Source organism: Bacillus cereus group sp. MG4 (assembly GCF_040460055.1).
GTDB classification, from domain to species: Bacteria; Bacillota; Bacilli; order Bacillales; family Bacillaceae_G; genus Bacillus_A; species Bacillus_A wiedmannii.
In genome coordinates this window covers 1,441,544-1,458,782 of the sequence record NZ_JARVGZ010000001.1, presented here as the reverse complement: position 1 = coordinate 1,458,782, position 17,239 = coordinate 1,441,544, and the positions used below count along the sequence as shown (strand labels likewise).

Here is a 17,239-nt window from a genome sequence, read left to right as displayed (position 1 = left end):
GTTGAATGTTATTAAATGAATTCCCACTAAAAAGAAAGCTGTGTTTATATAAGCTTCTTTTTTAGTGGGAATTGCAAAAGTATTTCATAAAAGCTTATAAAAATCAACCACCACCGTCGCCTTCTGATAACATAACTCTTTTTATGTCAGAATTTTCAGATGAAGTGTCACTTACTACATTAGTTGTTAAAGTTAATAGAGTGATAATTCCCATCAGACTCAATAGTATTTTTTTCATTTTAATGCTCCTTTCTCAAAAGATTTTTGTCTTGCTTGTAATGCTAAATAAAAATATTCACTTGCTTTAGAGTGTTGATTTTCTTCATGAAATTTAGTTGCTAGAGTTTCATAATACTCTTGAACATTATCATATAGCTCTTCGTTATTAAAATAAGAAATTCCTGCTAGAATTACTTTTTCTAACTCTTCAGCTGGTGAATTATTGTTCATTTCTCTTAAAATGAAATTACGATGTTGATATTCTTTTTGTTCTAATTTATTACAAATATTTATTCCTTTTTCAATTAGATCATGAGCGATATCAGGCTGATTTATTTTGTAATGTTCTTTTGCTTTAACATAGATAGCTTTATAGTGAGTTGGAGACTGTTCAACAACTTCCGAAAGATAACGAATAGCTAAAGCGGAGAGATTTTGTGTTGCATACATCCATCCTAAGTTGTGTCGAACCATTAAAATAAATCTTTTTTCGCTGATTTTTTGGAATTGATCCATTGCAGCTGTAAAGTGCTCTTCGGCTAGTTCCCATTCTTTTAAATATGTGCAGGCTAGGCCTAAAATGTTATCACAAAAAGCCGTATTCAGTTCATATCCAGATTGATTAGAAAACATATCTTTAGCTTTTGTTACTTCTTTGATAGCTTGAAGTGCTTGTTGATTATCGTAGTAAGAATACCCTAGTTTATAATAGAATTCCGCCTTTTCAAGTTCATCGGGAACATATTGAAGCGAAGCTTCGGCTTTATAATAATGCTCTTTTGCTAGTACATAGTTTCCGACTGCGTCAGAATGAATTGCTTTAAAGAAATGGTAGTAATATGATAAGAAATTATTTGTTGGGATTTCAAATGATTCAACTTGATTAAAACTAGCTTTAGATACACCTAAGTTATCAATTAAATAGTTATAACGAAAGTCTAATAAAGAATAATAAAGCAAAAGATTTTGATCTTGTCCAATCTCTTGAGAAGTAGTTTTTAATTCATTGATTTTAATATCTATTTGCTCTTTAAGGCGAGTTGCATTATTTATATGTCTAGATCGTATTTCTATGTACCATTCATTTAACAGTTGTGTGATTTGTTCACTTTTAGTGGATGTAAACATAAAAGTTCCTCCTTTTTTGAATATTCTTATAAAATATAATAACAGAAATGATACTACTTAAAAGTGGAAATATTATTTCTCAACATTTGTTAAGTAAGTTTATTATTAGGGTAATCGGAATAATTGGTATTATGTTTTGTTTCATTTCATAAAGAAAAGAGGAAATAGTTATTCTAAAATAGAAAAAATATTTTGTTAGGGGTACAAATTATACGTTGGAGTATAATTCCTTCATTCGTGAATGGTGAATAAAATAAAAATGTGCCTTCAATAATTGAAAGCACATTAAAAGATATTACACAATCAAGTCCCACAAAAAGTACGATAAGGACGATTCGTCGGTACAGGTGGAACGCAGTATTCTTCTTGCTCCGTAGAATATGCGTAAGGATTTGATAGAGCTTCAAGAAGTTTCTCCATTACGCTATAGTCGCCATTTGTAACAGCAGCTTCTAGCGCTTCTTCTACACGGTGGTTCCTTGGGATAATTGATGGGTTATTATTTTTCATCATTTCGTAGGCGTTTTCTTTCGATTCTTCTTGTCTTTCTAATCGAGATTGCCACAGTTTGTACCATTCTTTAAATTCTGGACTTTTAAATAGAGCTGTATTTTCGATCGTATCGAGAGTTAATGAACGGAATGTATTTGTGTAATCCGCTTTATATTTCTCCATCATTTTTAAAAGTTGCTCAATAAGAGAATGATCTTGTTCCTCGTTATTAAATAGTCCTAATTTCTTCTTCATTCCAATGAACCACTGGTTTTCATATTGTACGCTAAATTTTGAAATTTCGTCTTGAGCAATTTTTAATGCTTCTTCTTCATCTTCATGCAGAATTGGTATTAAAGATTCCGCTAATCGCGCCAGATCCCATGCGGCCATATACGGTTGATTTCCATATGCGTAGCGACCTTGTGTATCAATAGAGCTAAATACGGTTCCTTGATCATAATTGTCCATAAATGCACAAGGGCCGTAATCGATCGTTTCTCCGCTAATTGTTATATTGTCAGTGTTCATTACGCCGTGGATAAATCCAACAAGTTGCCATTTTGCGATAAGACTTGCTTGTCTTTTAATGACTTCTTGTAGTAATGCAGTATATCGGTTTTCATGAGCTTCAATTTCTGGATAATGCCTTTGTATCGTATAGTCAGCTAGTGATTGAAGATCCTCGATAGAACCGCGAGCTGCAGCATATTGAAATGTGCCGACACGTATATGGCTGCTTGCTACTCTAGTTAAAATAGCTCCAGGTAACTTTGTTTCACGATATGTTGGTTCCCCAGTTGTGACAACTGCTAAGCTGCGGGTAGTTGGAATATCAAGTGCATACATTGCTTCGCTAATAATATATTCGCGTAGCATCGGACCGAGTGCAGCACGACCATCACCGCGGCGTGAATACGGAGTAGGGCCAGAACCTTTCAATTGAATGTCAAAACGTTTTCCTGAAGGTGTAATTTGTTCGCCAATTAAAAGAGCACGACCGTCGCCTAACATATTAAAATGTCCGAATTGATGACCAGCATATGCTTGAGCTAATGGATGAGCGTCTTCTGGGAGAGCATTACCGACGAAAATAGCGATTTCGGATTCTTTCTTCAGTTCTTCAGGATTAAAGCCAAGAGATATTGCTAATGAATGGTTTAGTTTAACTAACTCCGGTGAACTTACGGGAGTAGGGGGGATGTCTGTATAAAATGATTGTGGTAAAGTAGCATAACTATTATCTAAATTCCAACCTACTTCATTATTTTTAGTCATTTTATCTCCTCCTTTTTGTATTTTAAATTATGTATTTGTACGTATGTATTCTTTGTAAAGTTAACTAAAAGTATAATATAATATTTCCCCTTGCAATCTATTGTAAGGACTTCATTGCACTATGTCTATTTAACAGTAAATATAAAAACCCCATTTTAAAAAAATGGAGTTTTTATTATTACTTAATCTTTACGATTATTTTTCCTTTTGCTCTTCCAGCCTCTGAATATTCCATTGCTTTTTGAGCATCTTCAAAAGGGAAAACTCGATCGATTACTGGTTTGATTTTTCCAGCCTCAATATAATTTGCGATAGTGCGTAATTGATCGCCGCTTGGCTTCATAAATAAAAATGAATATTGCGCATTATGATTCTTTTCAAGTGTAGTAAGTTTTCTACTTGCTAATGAAAATAAGAGTGTTTTAAAAAATCCTGAACCAAATTCTTTACCGAATCGAGCATTTGGCATTCCTGAAACGGAAACAATGTTGCCACCGCTTTTTATAATATTGAATGATTTTTCAAGTGTTGTTCCGCCGATTGTATCAAATACCGCATCATAATTTGTTAGTATATCTTCAAATTTTTCTGTTTTGTAATTAATAATTTTATCTACGCCAAGAGACTTTACTAAATTCGCACCAGCTTCACTAGCGGTCGTTGCAACAGTGGCCCCCATTATTTTTGCTAACTGAATTGCGAAAGTACCAACACCGCCAGATCCAGCGTGAATTAAAATCTTTTGGTCTTTTTGTAAGTTCATAATGTCATGTAACGCTTGATATGATGTTAAGCCAACGAGTGGAATCGAAGCAGCTTCCTCAAAACTTAAATTTTTCGGTTTTAAGGCTATATCATCCTCATGAATGGCTATATATTCCGCGAAAGTGCCAATCTTATTTTTTCTTGGACGTGCATATATTTCATCACCGACTTTAAAGTGAGTTACTTTTGATCCAACCTTCACGATAACACCGGAAAAGTCATTCCCAAGAATTAGGGGCATTTCATATTTAAGTAACATCTTTACTTTTCCATCGCGTATTTTAAAGTCAATTGGATTAATACTAGCTGCATGAATTTCTGCGAGCACTTCATTTTCATTTATTTCAGGAGTAGGTACTTCTGCCATACGCATTGGAACTTTCCCGTATTTATCAATTACCATTGCTTTCATTTCTTATGCCTCCACATTTCAATAATAGTTGTGCAATAGCTTTTCAATATCTAATACAAGATTTTTTAATAAACCTAATTTTGTACGTATATCAATATAATAAAAGTTTTTTGTACCTTCTTTTCGCATTAAAATAATACCGGCTTCTCGTAAAATTCTAAGGTGATGTGATACAGCTGGTCGAGAAAGGTGTGTCTGTTTCGTAATTTCTCCTACACGTAATCCGGTTTGACATTCCGTTTCCATGAGAACAAACAAAATCGCTTGACGTGTTTCATCGCCAATTGCCAATAATACTTTTTGAGAATCAATAAAATCTTTTTTTATAACATTTAATTGTTCTTGTTTATTCATTTCAATCACTTTACCTCCTGGTAATTAGTCGAAAGGTTTAAGGTGATGAACCATTACAGCGATACGGTAATGCTACATGATTGTTGAATGAGCTGCAATATTGGGAAAGAAAATCGAGACGAATGAAATTTTATGTGTCGAAAGTGATAGGGGGTAGAAAAGTATTTAATAATACGTTGTTTACAGATGAGAATGGTTAAGCCATTGAGCAAAAAAATTAAGCGGTCGTAACCTTTTATAATTTTTAGGGTTACGACCGCTTATAATGTTTTCATTATTTTGTTGTCTACTAAAGGGATTTCTTTCGTTTTACTCTTTCATACACGCATAATTCAAGCAGATTATAGTTGTATGAAAAAGTAAAAGTAATTTGGGGCGTAATCTATCTATATGATAATTCAAAATGAAATATAAGTCTATATCTTTGTTGTTTTTTTGATTATATTTATATCACTGAGCTCAGAACAATGATGTGGAGGGTAAATATATGAAATCGAATTACGTACCAGTTTTAATTATTGGAGGAGGATTATCAGGGTTAGCATCTGCGCTATTTCTTGCAAAACATAACATTAATTATTTACTGCTTGAAAGGCACCAGTCTACTGCAATTCATCCAAAAGCAGGTGGAATCACTTTTCGTACGATGGAGTTATTTCGAGAATTGGGTTTAGAACAAAGAATTAGATTGGCGGGTAAAGCGTTAGAAAATTGCCGAGGAAGAATAGCAGTTCATACAATAGCTGAGGCGAATAAGGAAGAATTGGCAAAAATGAGGACCGCTCAGTATGGAAACGATGAAAAGTTACTTCAAAAAATAGAAGAGATTAGTCCATCAAAACAAACGGCTTGTTATCAAATTATTTTAGAAGAGATGATGTTACAAGAAGCGAGAACATTAGGGGGAGAATTATCTTTTTATCATGAATTAGTTTCTTATGAACAAAATGAGCACGGAGTAATAGCTACGATTCGGAATCGTGAAACGGAAGAAGAAAGTATTATTCATTGTGATTATGTAATTGCAGCAGATGGGGCAAAAAGTAAAATACGTGAGCAGCTAGGGATAAATACCGAAGGGCGAGGTACAATCGGTGGCTATTATATGAATATTTATTTTGAAGCTGATTTAAGCGAATTTATACAAGGAGACGCATTTGGTTTTTCTATGGTACTTCATCCGGAGGTACTCGGTGCACTTATTCCAGTCGATAACGTAAAAAAATGGATTTATCATGTAGCTTACGATCCATTAAAAGGAGAACGACCAGAGGATTTCACTTTAAAACGTTGTAAACAAATTATTCAAACCGCAATCGGAAGCACAAATGTTGAGTCAGAAATAGTAAGTGTTTTACCGTGGGAGGCGAGTGAAAGTACGGCTACAAAATTTCAAGATAATCGCATTTTTTTAGTTGGCGATTCTGCACATATTATGCCGCCAACAGGAGGATTTGGTTCAAATACAGGCATACAAGATGCGCATAACTTAGCTTGGAAATTAGCGGCTGTTATAAAGGGAAAGGCAAAGCCAAAATTGTTAGAAACATATCATGAAGAGAGATATCCTGTTGCAAAATTAACGACGAATTATGCGAGTAGTTTATTATTCCGTGCTGCGAATAGAGAAGAAGGTAGTTCGAATAATATGGATGGTTTAGCTGTAACTGTTGGGTATCAGTATTGTTCAAAAGCAATAATAGATGACTCAGCCACTCCACATAGAATGGATACCGTTGAGTTGAATGGAAGACCCGGAACGCGAGCACCTCATTTTTGGGGGATGTATAAAGGGAAAGAAGCTTCTATATTAGACTTATTTGGTAACAATTTTGTATTACTTACTGGAGTAGACAATAGTTCTTGGGCTGAAGCTGCACAAGATGTTTCATCTAAATTAGGAATAAATATTAAAGTGTATCGAGTAGGGTTAAGCGGAGACTTTATTGCTCAAGAAAATGTTATTTGTGAATTATATGGGATAGAGAATGGAGGAGCTGTATTAATTAGACCAGATGGCTTTATAGGATGGCGTTCGGAAAAAGAGATAGTAAATCTAGATACAGTGCTTAAAGAAGTAATGAATCATTTATTGTGTAATTTTTAAGTAACTAGGAAGGATTGTCTTATATAAGGCAATTCTTATATCCTCTTTCAACTTACAAAATAAAAATATTGTAAGTTGAAAGAGGATATGTTAATCTTATAACCTAATTGAAATAGTATTTTTTTGTACTCAACTTACAAATAATAAAAAATGTAAGTTGTTATTTAAATAATATTATTATGTAAACAAAATGGACGGTGAAAAAAATGACAGATAAGGCGCTAACGACAAATGTTGTTTTAGATGCAGCGGAAAAAGAGTTAATGAAATATGGATGGAGTAGGACGACACTTGTTAGTATTGCGAAGTCACTTGATGTTAGTCATGCGGCTTTATATTCTTATTTTCGGAGTAAGGCCACGCTACGTGATGCTATTTTAGAAAGGTGGCTGCTTAAGTACTCGGATCAGCTTGAGAAAATTGCGGAAAAAGATGGAGAGACGGAAAACGTTTTACAAGAGTGGTTCTTTTGCTTATTTCAGCTTAAAAAGAAAGAGCTATTTGAAAACGAAGAGTTATTTACATTGAATAGTTCGTTAGTGCAGCAAAAGAATAAGGTGATTCAAAAACATGAAGAAAGATTAGTTGGACAACTGGAGAAAGTGATAAACCTTGGGATAGAGCGCGATGAGATTAAAAAACAAGATGGTTTGTTTTTAGCGCATACTGTATTTGGGCTACTTTCATCATTTTATCATCCTGCTTTTTCTGAGAGATGGAAAGAAGAGAGGATAAACGAAGAGTTTCGAAAGTCGTGGGAAATTGTTGCCAGTGGCCTTTTTCTAAAGTAAAAAGTTACGTATCATATAAGGCTTTCAAATAGTAGGAGAAGGGGAGATTATATGAGTCATTATAAAGAAGAGCAACAACGTGTCAATGTAGTTATTGAAAAAGTAGACGAGGAACTGAAAGAGCTTGATGGTCGAGTTGGTTCGGTGAAGTCTGAAATTGTTAGTATTAGAAAAAACTTTTGGGAAGATGTAAAAGTAAATATAGATAATATTAAAGAAGCGGTTGAAACGGCGGCGAGTATTAGGCAAGAGGCAGAGCTTCTTGCTGAAAGAGAACATACACATCGTCATACGAAAAATGAATATAACCTTTTAACGAAAATAAAAGAAACGCCGTATTTTGGGCGGATTGATTTTAAAGAAGATGCTGAAGCGGATACCGATGAAATGTATATCGGTATCGGCTCTTTTTATGATAAAGAAAATGGTGAGTTTTTAGTATACGATTGGCGGGCACCTATTTCGAGCCTTTATTATGATTACACTTTAGGGAGGGCCCAGTATAAAGCGCCCATGGGTACGATTTCAGGTGATTTGCTTTTAAAACGTCAATACATGATTCGAAACGGGACGATTCAAAGTATGTTTGATACAGGTGTGACGATAGGTGATGAATTATTACAAGAAGCACTTGGAAGAAATGCGAGTGAACAAATGAAAAGTATTGTAGCGACAATACAGAGAGAACAAAATCAAATTATTCGAAACGATAAAAGTGATGTGTTAGTTGTGCAAGGGACTGCTGGAAGCGGGAAAACTTCAGCAGCATTACAGCGAGTTGCTTATTTATTGTATCATTACCGCGGCACGGTTCATGCGGATCAAATGTTGCTGTTTTCTCCGAATGAGTTGTTCAATAGCTATATTGCAAACGTTTTGCCAGAGCTTGGGGAAGAAAATATGCAACAAACGACTTTTCAAGCGTATGTGGAACATATGATTGGAAAAAGCTTTACTGTAGAAGACTCATTTGCGCAGTTAGAATACGTATTAACGAAAAAGCATGAAAGTACGTATGAAACTAGAGTAAATGGAATTCAATATAAATCCTCGGTTGAATTTATGGGACTACTCGAGAAATATGCGAGAAGCTTAAGTGAAAAAGGTTTACAATTTCATGATGTTACATGTAAAGGTGAGGTGCTCATAGAGGCAAAATCAATATGTGCGTATTTTTATAGTCTAGACATGACTGTTGCTATAGCGAATCGAATGCAACTTACAATGGAATGGGTTCTTCGGAAGTTACATGAATTTGAAAAGATAGAAGCGAAAAAAGATTGGGTAGAACAAGAAGTTCAGTATTTAAATAAAGAAGATTACAATCGCATATATGAAAAAATAGAGAAAGATAATCAATTTGATTATTATGAGAAGGAACATGAGTTATTAACGAAATATGTAGTGAAGAAACATTTTCGTTCGTTACGTAGAAAGGTGAAAAAATTCGCTTTTGTAAATCATCCTGCGATTTTTCAGCAGTTATTTGAAAGCACGCAGAAAGATATTTTTGTACCAGATTGCTGGGAAGATATATGTAAGCAAACAGTGAAGCGTTTGAAGAATCAACAGCTAGCAAATGAAGATGCTACGCCGTATTTGTTTTTAAAAGAGATACTTGAAGGTTTTAAAACGAATCATCTTGTGAAGTTTGTATTTATTGATGAAGTGCAAGATTATACATCATTTCAATTCGCATTTCTAAAACGACTATTTCCGAAGGCGAAATGGACGTTACTTGGTGATCGTAATCAAAATATTTTCTCGCATGATCAAAATAGAGAGAATAATATTATCTCCACATTATTTGCAAATCGTAAAGTGGAAACAGTCCACCTGAACCGTAGTTATCGATCGACAAAACCGATCATTGAATTTACAAAGTGTATGATTCCAAATGGAAATGATATTAAAGCTTTTAACAGGGATGGTAAGAAGCCCGTTTATATAAAAGTAAGTGATGAACGAAAGCATGTAGAAAATATGATTCTTAAGGTGAAAGAGTTAGAAGAGAAAGGCTATAAAACAATTGCGGTTATTTGTAAAACAAATGAAGAATGTATGAAATTTATGGAGTTAATAGGAGATACATTACATGTCCAACTCGTGCAAAAAGAGAATACAACGTATGAGAAAGGCGTTGTTATTATCCCTGCTTATTTGGCGAAAGGGATAGAATTTGACGCGGTTATTATATTTGATGCTTCTAATGAAAGTTATTATAGAGAGTCTGAACGCAATTTATTTTATACAGCGTGCACGAGGGCGATGCATGAATTATATGTATATTATACCGGGGAGCTAACGGAATTTCTTGCACATGTTCCAGAAGAATTATATATAAGGGAGAGATGTTAAATGGCGAATCAATATAATACTTTTCAAAATTGTAGTAAGGAAGTTTCAATGTTATTACCACTTCCGAAGTATGTAAAGTTAGTACGGGAGCATGAAGAGTTACGTGACGATGTACAAGTTTACATCAAGCGCTATCAAGCAGAAGAACCGTTACATTACGGTGGTTCTCATATTACAACCATTACCTCTCAAAATGGTAAGTGTTTATTAAGCTATACGAATATGATGCCAGTACACTCAAATAAACTGCCTCATAAAGATGACGCTGAAAAATTAGCAATGGATGTAATGGAAAAGGTTGATCAACAATATGCAAGTGGTTTAACTTTACTTCGTATAGAAAAACAAACGAGACAGTATAAAAATGAAGGAGAAATTGTTACTTTCCCTGTTTTATGGGTAAAAATGATGCATAATAACGGCAGCTTTAACTGGGTAACAATTGGCGGAGAAGGACAAATTATCGAATTTGAGCGTGAAGTACGATGGGATTATATGATGAGTCGTCGTCAAACGGAAATGTGGTATTACGATGATTGGGCATTAGCGCGTATGGGGAAAGGGCCACAATTAATGCCGCCAGCTGCTTTAGCGTAGAAACTATCTATTTAAAAAATATTCACAAATTTTAATAGGTTTGGTATGATTAATTTCGACAAGTTAATCGAGGCCGGAGATATTTGAGATAAGCCATAAATTTATTTAGGGATACAGAAGTGTCCTCTAAATAATTTATGGCTTTTTTTATTGATGAAATGTAATCAATAGGAAGTTACATGTGAATAGGAGGGATATGGAAAATAAATAGTATAGTAATAACATAGGAGAATTATATTTGTAAGATTGGAATTTTAATATAGGCTTATAAAAATAATGAAAGTGTATCTTCTATTTCGTGTAAATCTCATTAACTTGTTGAAATTTGCAACGTAGGAAGGGGTTAGAAGGATGAGAAAAATTATTAGCGTATTAGTTATTTTCTTTATGATGGGAAGTATCTTTGCTGGGCGAGCTGTTCATGCAAAAGCAGAAGGGAAGCATGAATGGAATACGAATAAATTTTTAAATATTGCACATCGCGGAGCAAGTGGACATGCACCTGAGCATACTTTTGCTTCTTATGATCTTGTAAAAAAAATGAAAGCGGATTATTTGGAGTTAGATATTCAGTTAACTAAGGACGGCCAGTTGATTGCAATGCATGATACAGCAGTTGACCGCACTACAAATGGTACAGGTGAAGTACGAGATAAAACATTAAGTGAAATAAAGAGCTTAGATGCAGGATCTTGGTTCAATAAAGCTTATCCAGAAAAGGCTAAGCAAGGGTATGGTGGTCAAAAAGTTCCAACTCTTGAAGAAATCTTCCAAAAGTACGGAAGAAGCATGAAGTATTACATTGAAACAAAATCACCAGATGTGTATCCAGGAATGGAAGAGAAATTGTTAGCTTTATTAAAAAAATATAATTTAATAGGTCAAAACATGTCTTCTAGCCGTGTTATGATTCAATCATTTAGTAAAGATAGTTTAACAAAGATTCATAGTATGAATAAAAATATTCCGTTAGTTCAACTGCTTTGGTATTATCCAAATGAAAACAATGAGATTGTTGAATGGTCTGGCATTACACATGAACCGAAAAGTGTAACAAATGAAGATTTTCAAGAAATTAAAAAGTATGCAGTCGGTATTGGGCCAAACTTACGTAATGACAATGGAGAATTAATTATTGATGAGTCATATATGAAAATGGCTAGGAAAAATGGACTGTTAATACATCCTTATACAATTAATGAGAAACCAGATATGAGATTGTTAATTAAATGGGGTGCTACAGGGATGTTTACAAATTATCCGGATCGATTACATAGTGTGCTAAAGGAAAAATAAATAGGTGAAAAGGTATACCGACGTTTTGGGTATACCTTTTTCTATTATGCTAGATTATAGTAATAGGATACATATTCTTCTAGACCATGAACCTCTTTTTCAGGTGGCTCAATACCGCCTTTTCTGCCGTAGCAAATATTTCTCAAATATTCTCCAAAAATCATAGAGCGACTCTTTTCATCTTCCATCCAATTATATCTATTAATTATAAAATCACCATCAAAACTTGTATCAAATGTATATGGAATACAAGTAACAGTTTTAGATAGATGTTTTTTTAATACTCTATATTGCCGACCAGCTCCTAAACTTTTGCAAACAAAGAGTAACCGATTAATCTTTGTGAAATCAAAAATCTTTTTTGCTTCCATTACATTAGCGATAGAATGGAGGGAGTTTGTCTCGAATAGGATAGCGTCTTTTGGTACGCCATGTTCAATTAATTTATTTACAATTACTTTATTTACAATTACTTCTGCTTCTGACAAATCCCCGTAATTCCAGCTAGGATGTTTCATACCATGCAAACTAGTACCGCCTGTAACGATAATTTGATTTCCCAAACCTTGTTGATAAGCTTTTAGTGGAGCTTGCCAATTGCCAGGATGAGAACCGCCGAAAACGAAAATGGCATCACATTTTTGTGGTTTTATTTCTTTTAGAAAAGTAATTTCTGTAATTTGATCGATTTGTTTTTTCGTAAGAGTAGGGACATCAGGATATTTAGGGATTACCATTTGAAAACCTCCTATATAGTAAAATGATAAATTCATTATATAGCGATTTTATTAAGTGGAAAAAGGGAAGGTTTTAATTTGAAAGTTCCCCTTTTAAGTTAATTCTCCAATAAACCAAATTTCTTTTTCATAGCATTCACCTTCATCATAAATGATCTCTTGGAAGTGCAAGATTTGGAAGGGAGGGCAAATTGAAAATCCCCAAGACTTCCAAAAATCAGACTCATTTGAAAGAGGAATCCATTTTTGAAATTCATTATTTCTATTAAAAAAATTTTGAAAGTAGTCATCGTTTTTAAATACGATGATTTGCGATTTCCATAAATTCTCTATAGAAATCAAAGCAACAACTCGATATGTATGTGTATCACTCGGTTTTATCTTTATTAAATGATTTACTCGATTTATTAGGGTTTGAATACATAAACGTTTTACTTTACTAGGTGTTTTAGGAGAATCGATAAAATCTTGTGAAACTGGTAAAGGCATATACCAATATTCATCGTCATAGAAAGCAGAAGGGAATGTATTCGTATACTCTTTAATTCGTTGTATCATTGTTTCAGTTTTAAGCTTCATCCCACGTATTTTCTTTTCACGCATTGTTAAATCATCTCCATAAATTTTTGTAATGCAGCTGAGTGATATATATCTTTTCTAGTAATAAAAGTAGTAGGAACTTTTTTGAATCTATTAGGTAAAGGGTTGAATGATAAGTTATGTGCATGACCATTTAAAATAGATTTCATCATAATTGCTACGCCCATATTTGATGTTACACAGGCGAGTATTGCTTCAATTGTTCCGAACTCTAATATTCGTTTAGGCGAGATGTCTTCTTCTTGAAGCCATTCTTCTAATAAACTTCTATAATAGCAACCGTGACTAAAAGCGAGTAAATTCATATCTTCTATGTCTGTAAGAGAGGGTAAAGGTTTTTTACTAATGAGAACTAATTCTTCTTCACGAAATACACTTGTATGAAGTTCGGTATGCTGAGTAGATCCAGCTATAAACGCTCCGTCTAGTTTTCGTTCTAGCACTAGCCTAATTAGTTGTTCGGTCGTATTTGTTTCTAAAATTAATTCGACTTTTGGGTATTTCTCATAATAGCCCGTTAATATAGATGGCAGCCTGACCGCAGTTGTAGATTCTGTACATCCAATTTTTAACGTGCCTTTTGGTTCGGTGCCATTACTTTGAACCGCTTTTATAGATTGATCCATTAAGTGGATAATTTGTTTGGCGTATGTGAATAAAATCTCACCGTTAGAAGTTAAAGTTACACCTTTTCCGTTACGGTAAAATAAAGGAACACCTAACTCATTTTCTAGTTGTTTCATACGCATTGTTACGCCTGATTGTACATAGTTTAAATTTTTAGCTGCGTGAGAAATATTATTTTCCTTCGCAACTTCGTAAAATACAGTTAAATCTTTTATGTCCACGTATCATCCCTCCGAAAAGGTATCATTTTTTTTGATGGATTATATGATGAATCTTTATTTTATATGATATCAGAACTTTCATATAATGGAAGGGGATGGAGGGATGATTGTGTTAAACGAAGAAAGGATGAATAGTACGTATAAATGGGTTATGTTAATTTTTGCGACGGTTGCTCAAACAACAGCGACACTTATAACGTATGGTGTCGGAGCTTTCGCTTTATTTTGGAAAGAAGAATATGGGCTTACGAATATGGAGAGTGGATTGTTAGTCAGTGTTGTAAATATAGGACCGCTATTTTGTATGCTTTTTGTCGGTCGGTTACTTGATCAATATAATGAAAAATTATTAATTTCTATCAGTTCATTTTTGCTAGGAGGTTCGCTTTTACTAACTAATATAGTAAGTGGATTTAAGGGGCTATTATTTGTACTTTTATTAGTAGGAATGTTTTATAGTGTTTCCCAGCCAGGAGGAAGTAAAGTGATTTTGAAATGGTTCCCAAAAGAAAATCGTGGATTAGCGATGGGAATAAGGCAAGCTGGTATACCGATTGGTGGCGCGTTAGCGGGAGTGCTAGTCCCATTTCTTACAATACAATATAATGTGACTTACGCAATAAATAGTATTGCATGCATTTGTATAATTGGAGGATTATTATTTTTTATCTTTTATAAAGAGCCATATGTTCAGGCGGAAGCAAGGAAAGAATATATTAAAATTTCTTTTTGGACGGAGCTAAAAGTAGTGATATGTAAGAAAGAGTTGTACCCAATATATATAACGGGTATTTGTATGATTTCATTACAAATGGTGTTAGTTGGGCACTTTATGAAATTTTTAGTAAGAGAACAATCCATTACATATATTGTTGCTGGAACAGTATTTTCAGTGATGTTCTTTTCTGGGATGATTGGCCGTGTTGTATTAGCAGCTAGTAGTGATTTGTTTTATAAGGGGAATCGGCGCATGCCTTTATTTATAGCTGTCTGTGCTTCTATCAGTTTGATTCTATTGTTAGTAATAAGCATACATACAGTAACGAGTGGAGTATTGTATGGTGTAAGTGCATTGTTAGGCTTCTTTTCAATTGGATGGTTTAGTCTTTTTATCGTCGAAGTTGCTGAATGTGCAAGTGAAGAGTCTATTGGGATAACAGTTAGTTGGGCACTTACATTAAACCAGATTGCTATTATTGTTGCACCTGTTTTATTTGGGTATATTGTGGATGAGAAAGGGTATACGTATGCGTGGTTGTGTATAGTGGTAGTACTAAGTATTTCGGCAGTGAGTTTATATAGTAAAAACAAAAAAAGAAAGTTAGCAATGTAAATTTTTTATGAAGAAAGTCTAAAGAAATGCCGAATGAGCGACATTTCTTTTTTATATGTTGTATAATCAAAATATAAATGATATTTGTTTTCAATAACGTTTATTGTCCCTTTTGAAATTGCCTGTCACTTTAGCCATAATGAGTTGTTTTTCTGTATCGTTATGTGCATGATTTATTTTGTATAAAAACTTTTCAGCGTCATTTCCTTTTAATATTATAATCTATTTTCCGTAATATTCAATTAAAACTATGTTTTTTTGTTACCCTGTAATGAAACATCCTATCATTTAAATGATTGCGTTTATCAGTATTTTTCATCGTAACATCTCCGTTTCTTATTATGTGTAACAAATGTTACATAAGCTGTTGGAATTATAGTAGGGTGTATCCGATTGTAAGGTGGAAATTTTGCAAGAAAGAAATACAATAGAGAGTAGCCCAAAACTGAATATGAGAAAAAGGAATCTCGTTCACTTAGGTGAATAATAGATAGTATTATAAAATATTTGAAAATTAAAAGATATAGAATAGAATGGATGTACGTTAAGTGAAACTAGATAAAAGAGGGTCCCTATTATGCTAAAGAAATGGTTAATTGTTTTCTTTATTTTTGCTATTTTTTGTGGGAGTGTCGTTGCGCTAATATATGCAAATAACGGTAAGAAATATGATATAAAGGCATTTTCTAATTTAAATAGTAAGAAAAAGGGCGATATGCAAGAAGTTGATGCGAATGAGAAAAAGCGCTATGAAGTTGCAGCTGGAAAACTAGATCAATATTTAAAAGATAAAGGATTTAATGGGAGTGTTCTTGTAGCAAGTAAAGATCATGTAATTTTACGAAAAGGTTATGGGTACGCGAATGTGAAAGATAAAGTAGTAACAACGCCAAGAACGAAATATCGCATTGGTTCTATTACGAAAACAGTTGTTGCAATATCTATTATGCAGCTAAAAGAAAAAGGGAAATTAAATATTGAAGACAATGTAAATAAGTATATTCCATCATTTCCGGCAGATAAAAACATTACGTTACGAAATTTGTTAACACATACGTCTGGGTTGCCAGATCAGGGACAAGGTAGGGTTGATGCGGCGTCACGATTAAAGTTAGTAACGTGGATTGGTGCACAAAAATTGCAATTTCCTGCAGGGACTGGGTGGAAATATACAGATTATAATTATATGGTGCTTGCGTATATTGTAGAAAAGATATCGAATAAACCGCTCGCTGAATATGTGAAAGAAAATATTTTTACGCCTGTTGAAATGCATGAATCTGGAATGGGTGCAACTCTCCCTGAAGATATTTTCTTAGCAGAAGGTTATACGAAAAAAGATAACGAGTTAATAGCTGCACCTCGGTTAAAAATGAATTGGCTGTATGGGTGTGGTGAAATGTATACGACTGTTGAAGATATGAAAAGATTAGATGAGGCTATTATGGATGGAAAGTTGATTTCTAAACAAAGTGTATCAGATATGTTTACTGCATCACCTGTAAGAAAATATGGATTTAGTTTCTATACTAATCCAGATTATTATCATAATCATGGTGTATTAGCTGGTTGGAATACATTTAATAATTTTAACCGGGATAAACGAACGTTTGTAATATTATTCTCTAATGTACAAAATGGTATGAATGATACGTTTAATCAGGAGTTTAGGAAAATGACGAATGATTTAATAGAAGGAAAATAATAATTTGTAAATCGGTATTGATATGTAATTATCAATACCGATTTTTTTATTTCGTAAAGTTCAGCGTGCTAAATAAGTTGGTAAGGAAGATAGTGGAATAAATACATATAGGTAGTTAAATGATATGAATGTAAAGAATAATTGGAAATTTTTACATTGAAGAAAAAGCTTGAGCTTCACACTATGTGAAACTTTACAGTATTGGAGACAAGAACAGGA

At 33.7% G+C, this 17,239-nt stretch carries 15 protein-coding genes and 1 pseudogene; 7 read left to right on the top strand and 9 right to left on the bottom strand.

The window, feature by feature from the left end:
* Positions 1 to 103 precede the first annotated feature (103 nt).
* The 5 genes from QCI41_RS07725 to QCI41_RS07705 all read right to left on the bottom strand — a co-directional run bounded on the left by QCI41_RS07725 (position 104) and on the right by QCI41_RS07705 (position 4,657).
* On the bottom strand, positions 104 to 238 hold the full coding sequence (locus tag QCI41_RS07725) for a hypothetical protein (protein WP_000722387.1): 135 nt from the start codon (positions 236 to 238) through the stop codon (positions 104 to 106).
* The gene (locus QCI41_RS07720) at positions 235 to 1,347 is read right to left on the bottom strand and encodes a Rap family tetratricopeptide repeat protein (RefSeq protein WP_000495320.1); all 1,113 of its coding nucleotides are present in this window, start codon (positions 1,345 to 1,347) and stop codon (positions 235 to 237) included. The genes QCI41_RS07725 and QCI41_RS07720 overlap by 4 nt, the downstream gene beginning before the upstream one ends.
* 303 nt (positions 1,348 to 1,650) lie before the next feature.
* Positions 1,651 to 3,117, bottom strand: coding sequence for a protein adenylyltransferase SelO (locus tag QCI41_RS07715; RefSeq protein ID WP_353837717.1), 1,467 nt, complete (start codon positions 3,115 to 3,117; stop codon positions 1,651 to 1,653).
* Positions 3,118 to 3,295: 178 nt separating this feature from the next.
* Entirely contained in the window at positions 3,296 to 4,294 is a 999-nt protein-coding gene (locus tag QCI41_RS07710; protein WP_353837718.1) for an NADP-dependent oxidoreductase, read from the bottom strand.
* Between the two features lie 18 nt (positions 4,295 to 4,312).
* A complete protein-coding gene (locus QCI41_RS07705) occupies positions 4,313 to 4,657 on the bottom strand; it encodes an ArsR/SmtB family transcription factor (protein ID WP_353837719.1) in 345 nt (114 codons plus the stop codon).
* Between the two features lie 478 nt (positions 4,658 to 5,135).
* Between QCI41_RS07705 and QCI41_RS07700 the strand changes: the two genes are divergently transcribed.
* The 5 genes from QCI41_RS07700 to QCI41_RS07680 all read left to right on the top strand — a co-directional run bounded on the left by QCI41_RS07700 (position 5,136) and on the right by QCI41_RS07680 (position 11,797).
* On the top strand, positions 5,136 to 6,755 hold the full coding sequence (locus QCI41_RS07700; protein WP_353837720.1) for an FAD-dependent oxidoreductase: 1,620 nt from the start codon (positions 5,136 to 5,138) through the stop codon (positions 6,753 to 6,755).
* 206 nt (positions 6,756 to 6,961) lie between these two features.
* Positions 6,962 to 7,546, top strand: coding sequence for a TetR/AcrR family transcriptional regulator (locus QCI41_RS07695; RefSeq protein ID WP_353837721.1), 585 nt, complete (start codon positions 6,962 to 6,964; stop codon positions 7,544 to 7,546).
* A 51-nt stretch (positions 7,547 to 7,597) separates the two neighbouring features.
* Complete coding sequence (gene helD, locus QCI41_RS07690; protein ID WP_353837722.1) at positions 7,598 to 9,904, top strand: RNA polymerase recycling motor HelD; 2,307 nt, start codon at positions 7,598 to 7,600, stop codon at positions 9,902 to 9,904.
* The gene (locus tag QCI41_RS07685; RefSeq protein ID WP_353837723.1) at positions 9,905 to 10,501 is read left to right on the top strand and encodes a hypothetical protein; all 597 of its coding nucleotides are present in this window, start codon (positions 9,905 to 9,907) and stop codon (positions 10,499 to 10,501) included.
* Positions 10,502 to 10,852: 351 nt separating this feature from the next.
* Entirely contained in the window at positions 10,853 to 11,797 is a 945-nt protein-coding gene (locus QCI41_RS07680) for a glycerophosphodiester phosphodiesterase (protein ID WP_353837724.1), read from the top strand.
* Between the two features lie 44 nt (positions 11,798 to 11,841).
* Here the strand turns inward: QCI41_RS07680 and QCI41_RS07675 are convergent, their stop codons facing one another.
* The 3 genes from QCI41_RS07675 to QCI41_RS07665 form a co-directional block, all read right to left on the bottom strand.
* The gene (locus tag QCI41_RS07675) at positions 11,842 to 12,534 is read right to left on the bottom strand and encodes a YdcF family protein (RefSeq protein ID WP_353837725.1); all 693 of its coding nucleotides are present in this window, start codon (positions 12,532 to 12,534) and stop codon (positions 11,842 to 11,844) included.
* A 93-nt stretch (positions 12,535 to 12,627) separates the two neighbouring features.
* Positions 12,628 to 13,137, bottom strand: a complete 510-nt coding sequence (locus QCI41_RS07670) for a DUF3916 domain-containing protein (RefSeq protein WP_353837726.1) — start codon at positions 13,135 to 13,137, stop codon at positions 12,628 to 12,630.
* Between the two features lie 2 nt (positions 13,138 to 13,139).
* On the bottom strand, positions 13,140 to 13,982 hold the full coding sequence (locus tag QCI41_RS07665) for a LysR family transcriptional regulator (protein ID WP_353837727.1): 843 nt from the start codon (positions 13,980 to 13,982) through the stop codon (positions 13,140 to 13,142).
* 85 nt (positions 13,983 to 14,067) lie between these two features.
* Here QCI41_RS07665 and QCI41_RS07660 point away from each other — a divergent pair, with 85 nt between their 5' ends.
* Positions 14,068 to 15,315, top strand: coding sequence for an MFS transporter (locus tag QCI41_RS07660; RefSeq protein WP_353837728.1), 1,248 nt, complete (start codon positions 14,068 to 14,070; stop codon positions 15,313 to 15,315).
* Between the two features lie 90 nt (positions 15,316 to 15,405).
* Here the strand turns inward: QCI41_RS07660 and QCI41_RS07655 are convergent.
* Positions 15,406 to 15,634 (bottom strand): annotated as a pseudogene (locus tag QCI41_RS07655) (hypothetical protein).
* Positions 15,635 to 15,892: 258 nt separating this feature from the next.
* Between QCI41_RS07655 and QCI41_RS07650 the strand changes: the two are divergent.
* Positions 15,893 to 17,020: a serine hydrolase domain-containing protein gene (locus QCI41_RS07650; protein ID WP_353837729.1), complete on the top strand. Its 1,128-nt coding sequence runs from the start codon at positions 15,893 to 15,895 to the stop codon at positions 17,018 to 17,020.
* Positions 17,021 to 17,239 lie beyond the last annotated feature (219 nt).

Bases quoted from the DNA above. Each gene is read 5' to 3' on its own strand.
- QCI41_RS07725 (WP_000722387.1), bottom strand. From the start codon at position 238: ATGAAAAAAATACTATTGAGTCTGATGGGAATTATCACTCTATTAACT.
- QCI41_RS07720 (WP_000495320.1), bottom strand. From the start codon at position 1,347: ATGTTTACATCCACTAAAAGTGAACAAATCACACAACTGTTAAATGAA.
- QCI41_RS07715 (WP_353837717.1), bottom strand. From the start codon at position 3,117: ATGACTAAAAATAATGAAGTAGGTTGGAATTTAGATAATAGTTATGCT.
- QCI41_RS07710 (WP_353837718.1), bottom strand. From the start codon at position 4,294: ATGAAAGCAATGGTAATTGATAAATACGGGAAAGTTCCAATGCGTATG.
- QCI41_RS07700 (WP_353837720.1), top strand. From the start codon at position 5,136: ATGAAATCGAATTACGTACCAGTTTTAATTATTGGAGGAGGATTATCA.
- QCI41_RS07695 (WP_353837721.1), top strand. From the start codon at position 6,962: ATGACAGATAAGGCGCTAACGACAAATGTTGTTTTAGATGCAGCGGAA.
- helD (WP_353837722.1), top strand. From the start codon at position 7,598: ATGAGTCATTATAAAGAAGAGCAACAACGTGTCAATGTAGTTATTGAA.
- QCI41_RS07685 (WP_353837723.1), top strand. From the start codon at position 9,905: ATGGCGAATCAATATAATACTTTTCAAAATTGTAGTAAGGAAGTTTCA.
- QCI41_RS07680 (WP_353837724.1), top strand. From the start codon at position 10,853: ATGAGAAAAATTATTAGCGTATTAGTTATTTTCTTTATGATGGGAAGT.
- QCI41_RS07675 (WP_353837725.1), bottom strand. From the start codon at position 12,534: ATGGTAATCCCTAAATATCCTGATGTCCCTACTCTTACGAAAAAACAA.
- QCI41_RS07670 (WP_353837726.1), bottom strand. From the start codon at position 13,137: ATGCGTGAAAAGAAAATACGTGGGATGAAGCTTAAAACTGAAACAATG.
- QCI41_RS07660 (WP_353837728.1), top strand. From the start codon at position 14,068: ATGGAAGGGGATGGAGGGATGATTGTGTTAAACGAAGAAAGGATGAAT.
- QCI41_RS07650 (WP_353837729.1), top strand. From the start codon at position 15,893: ATGCTAAAGAAATGGTTAATTGTTTTCTTTATTTTTGCTATTTTTTGT.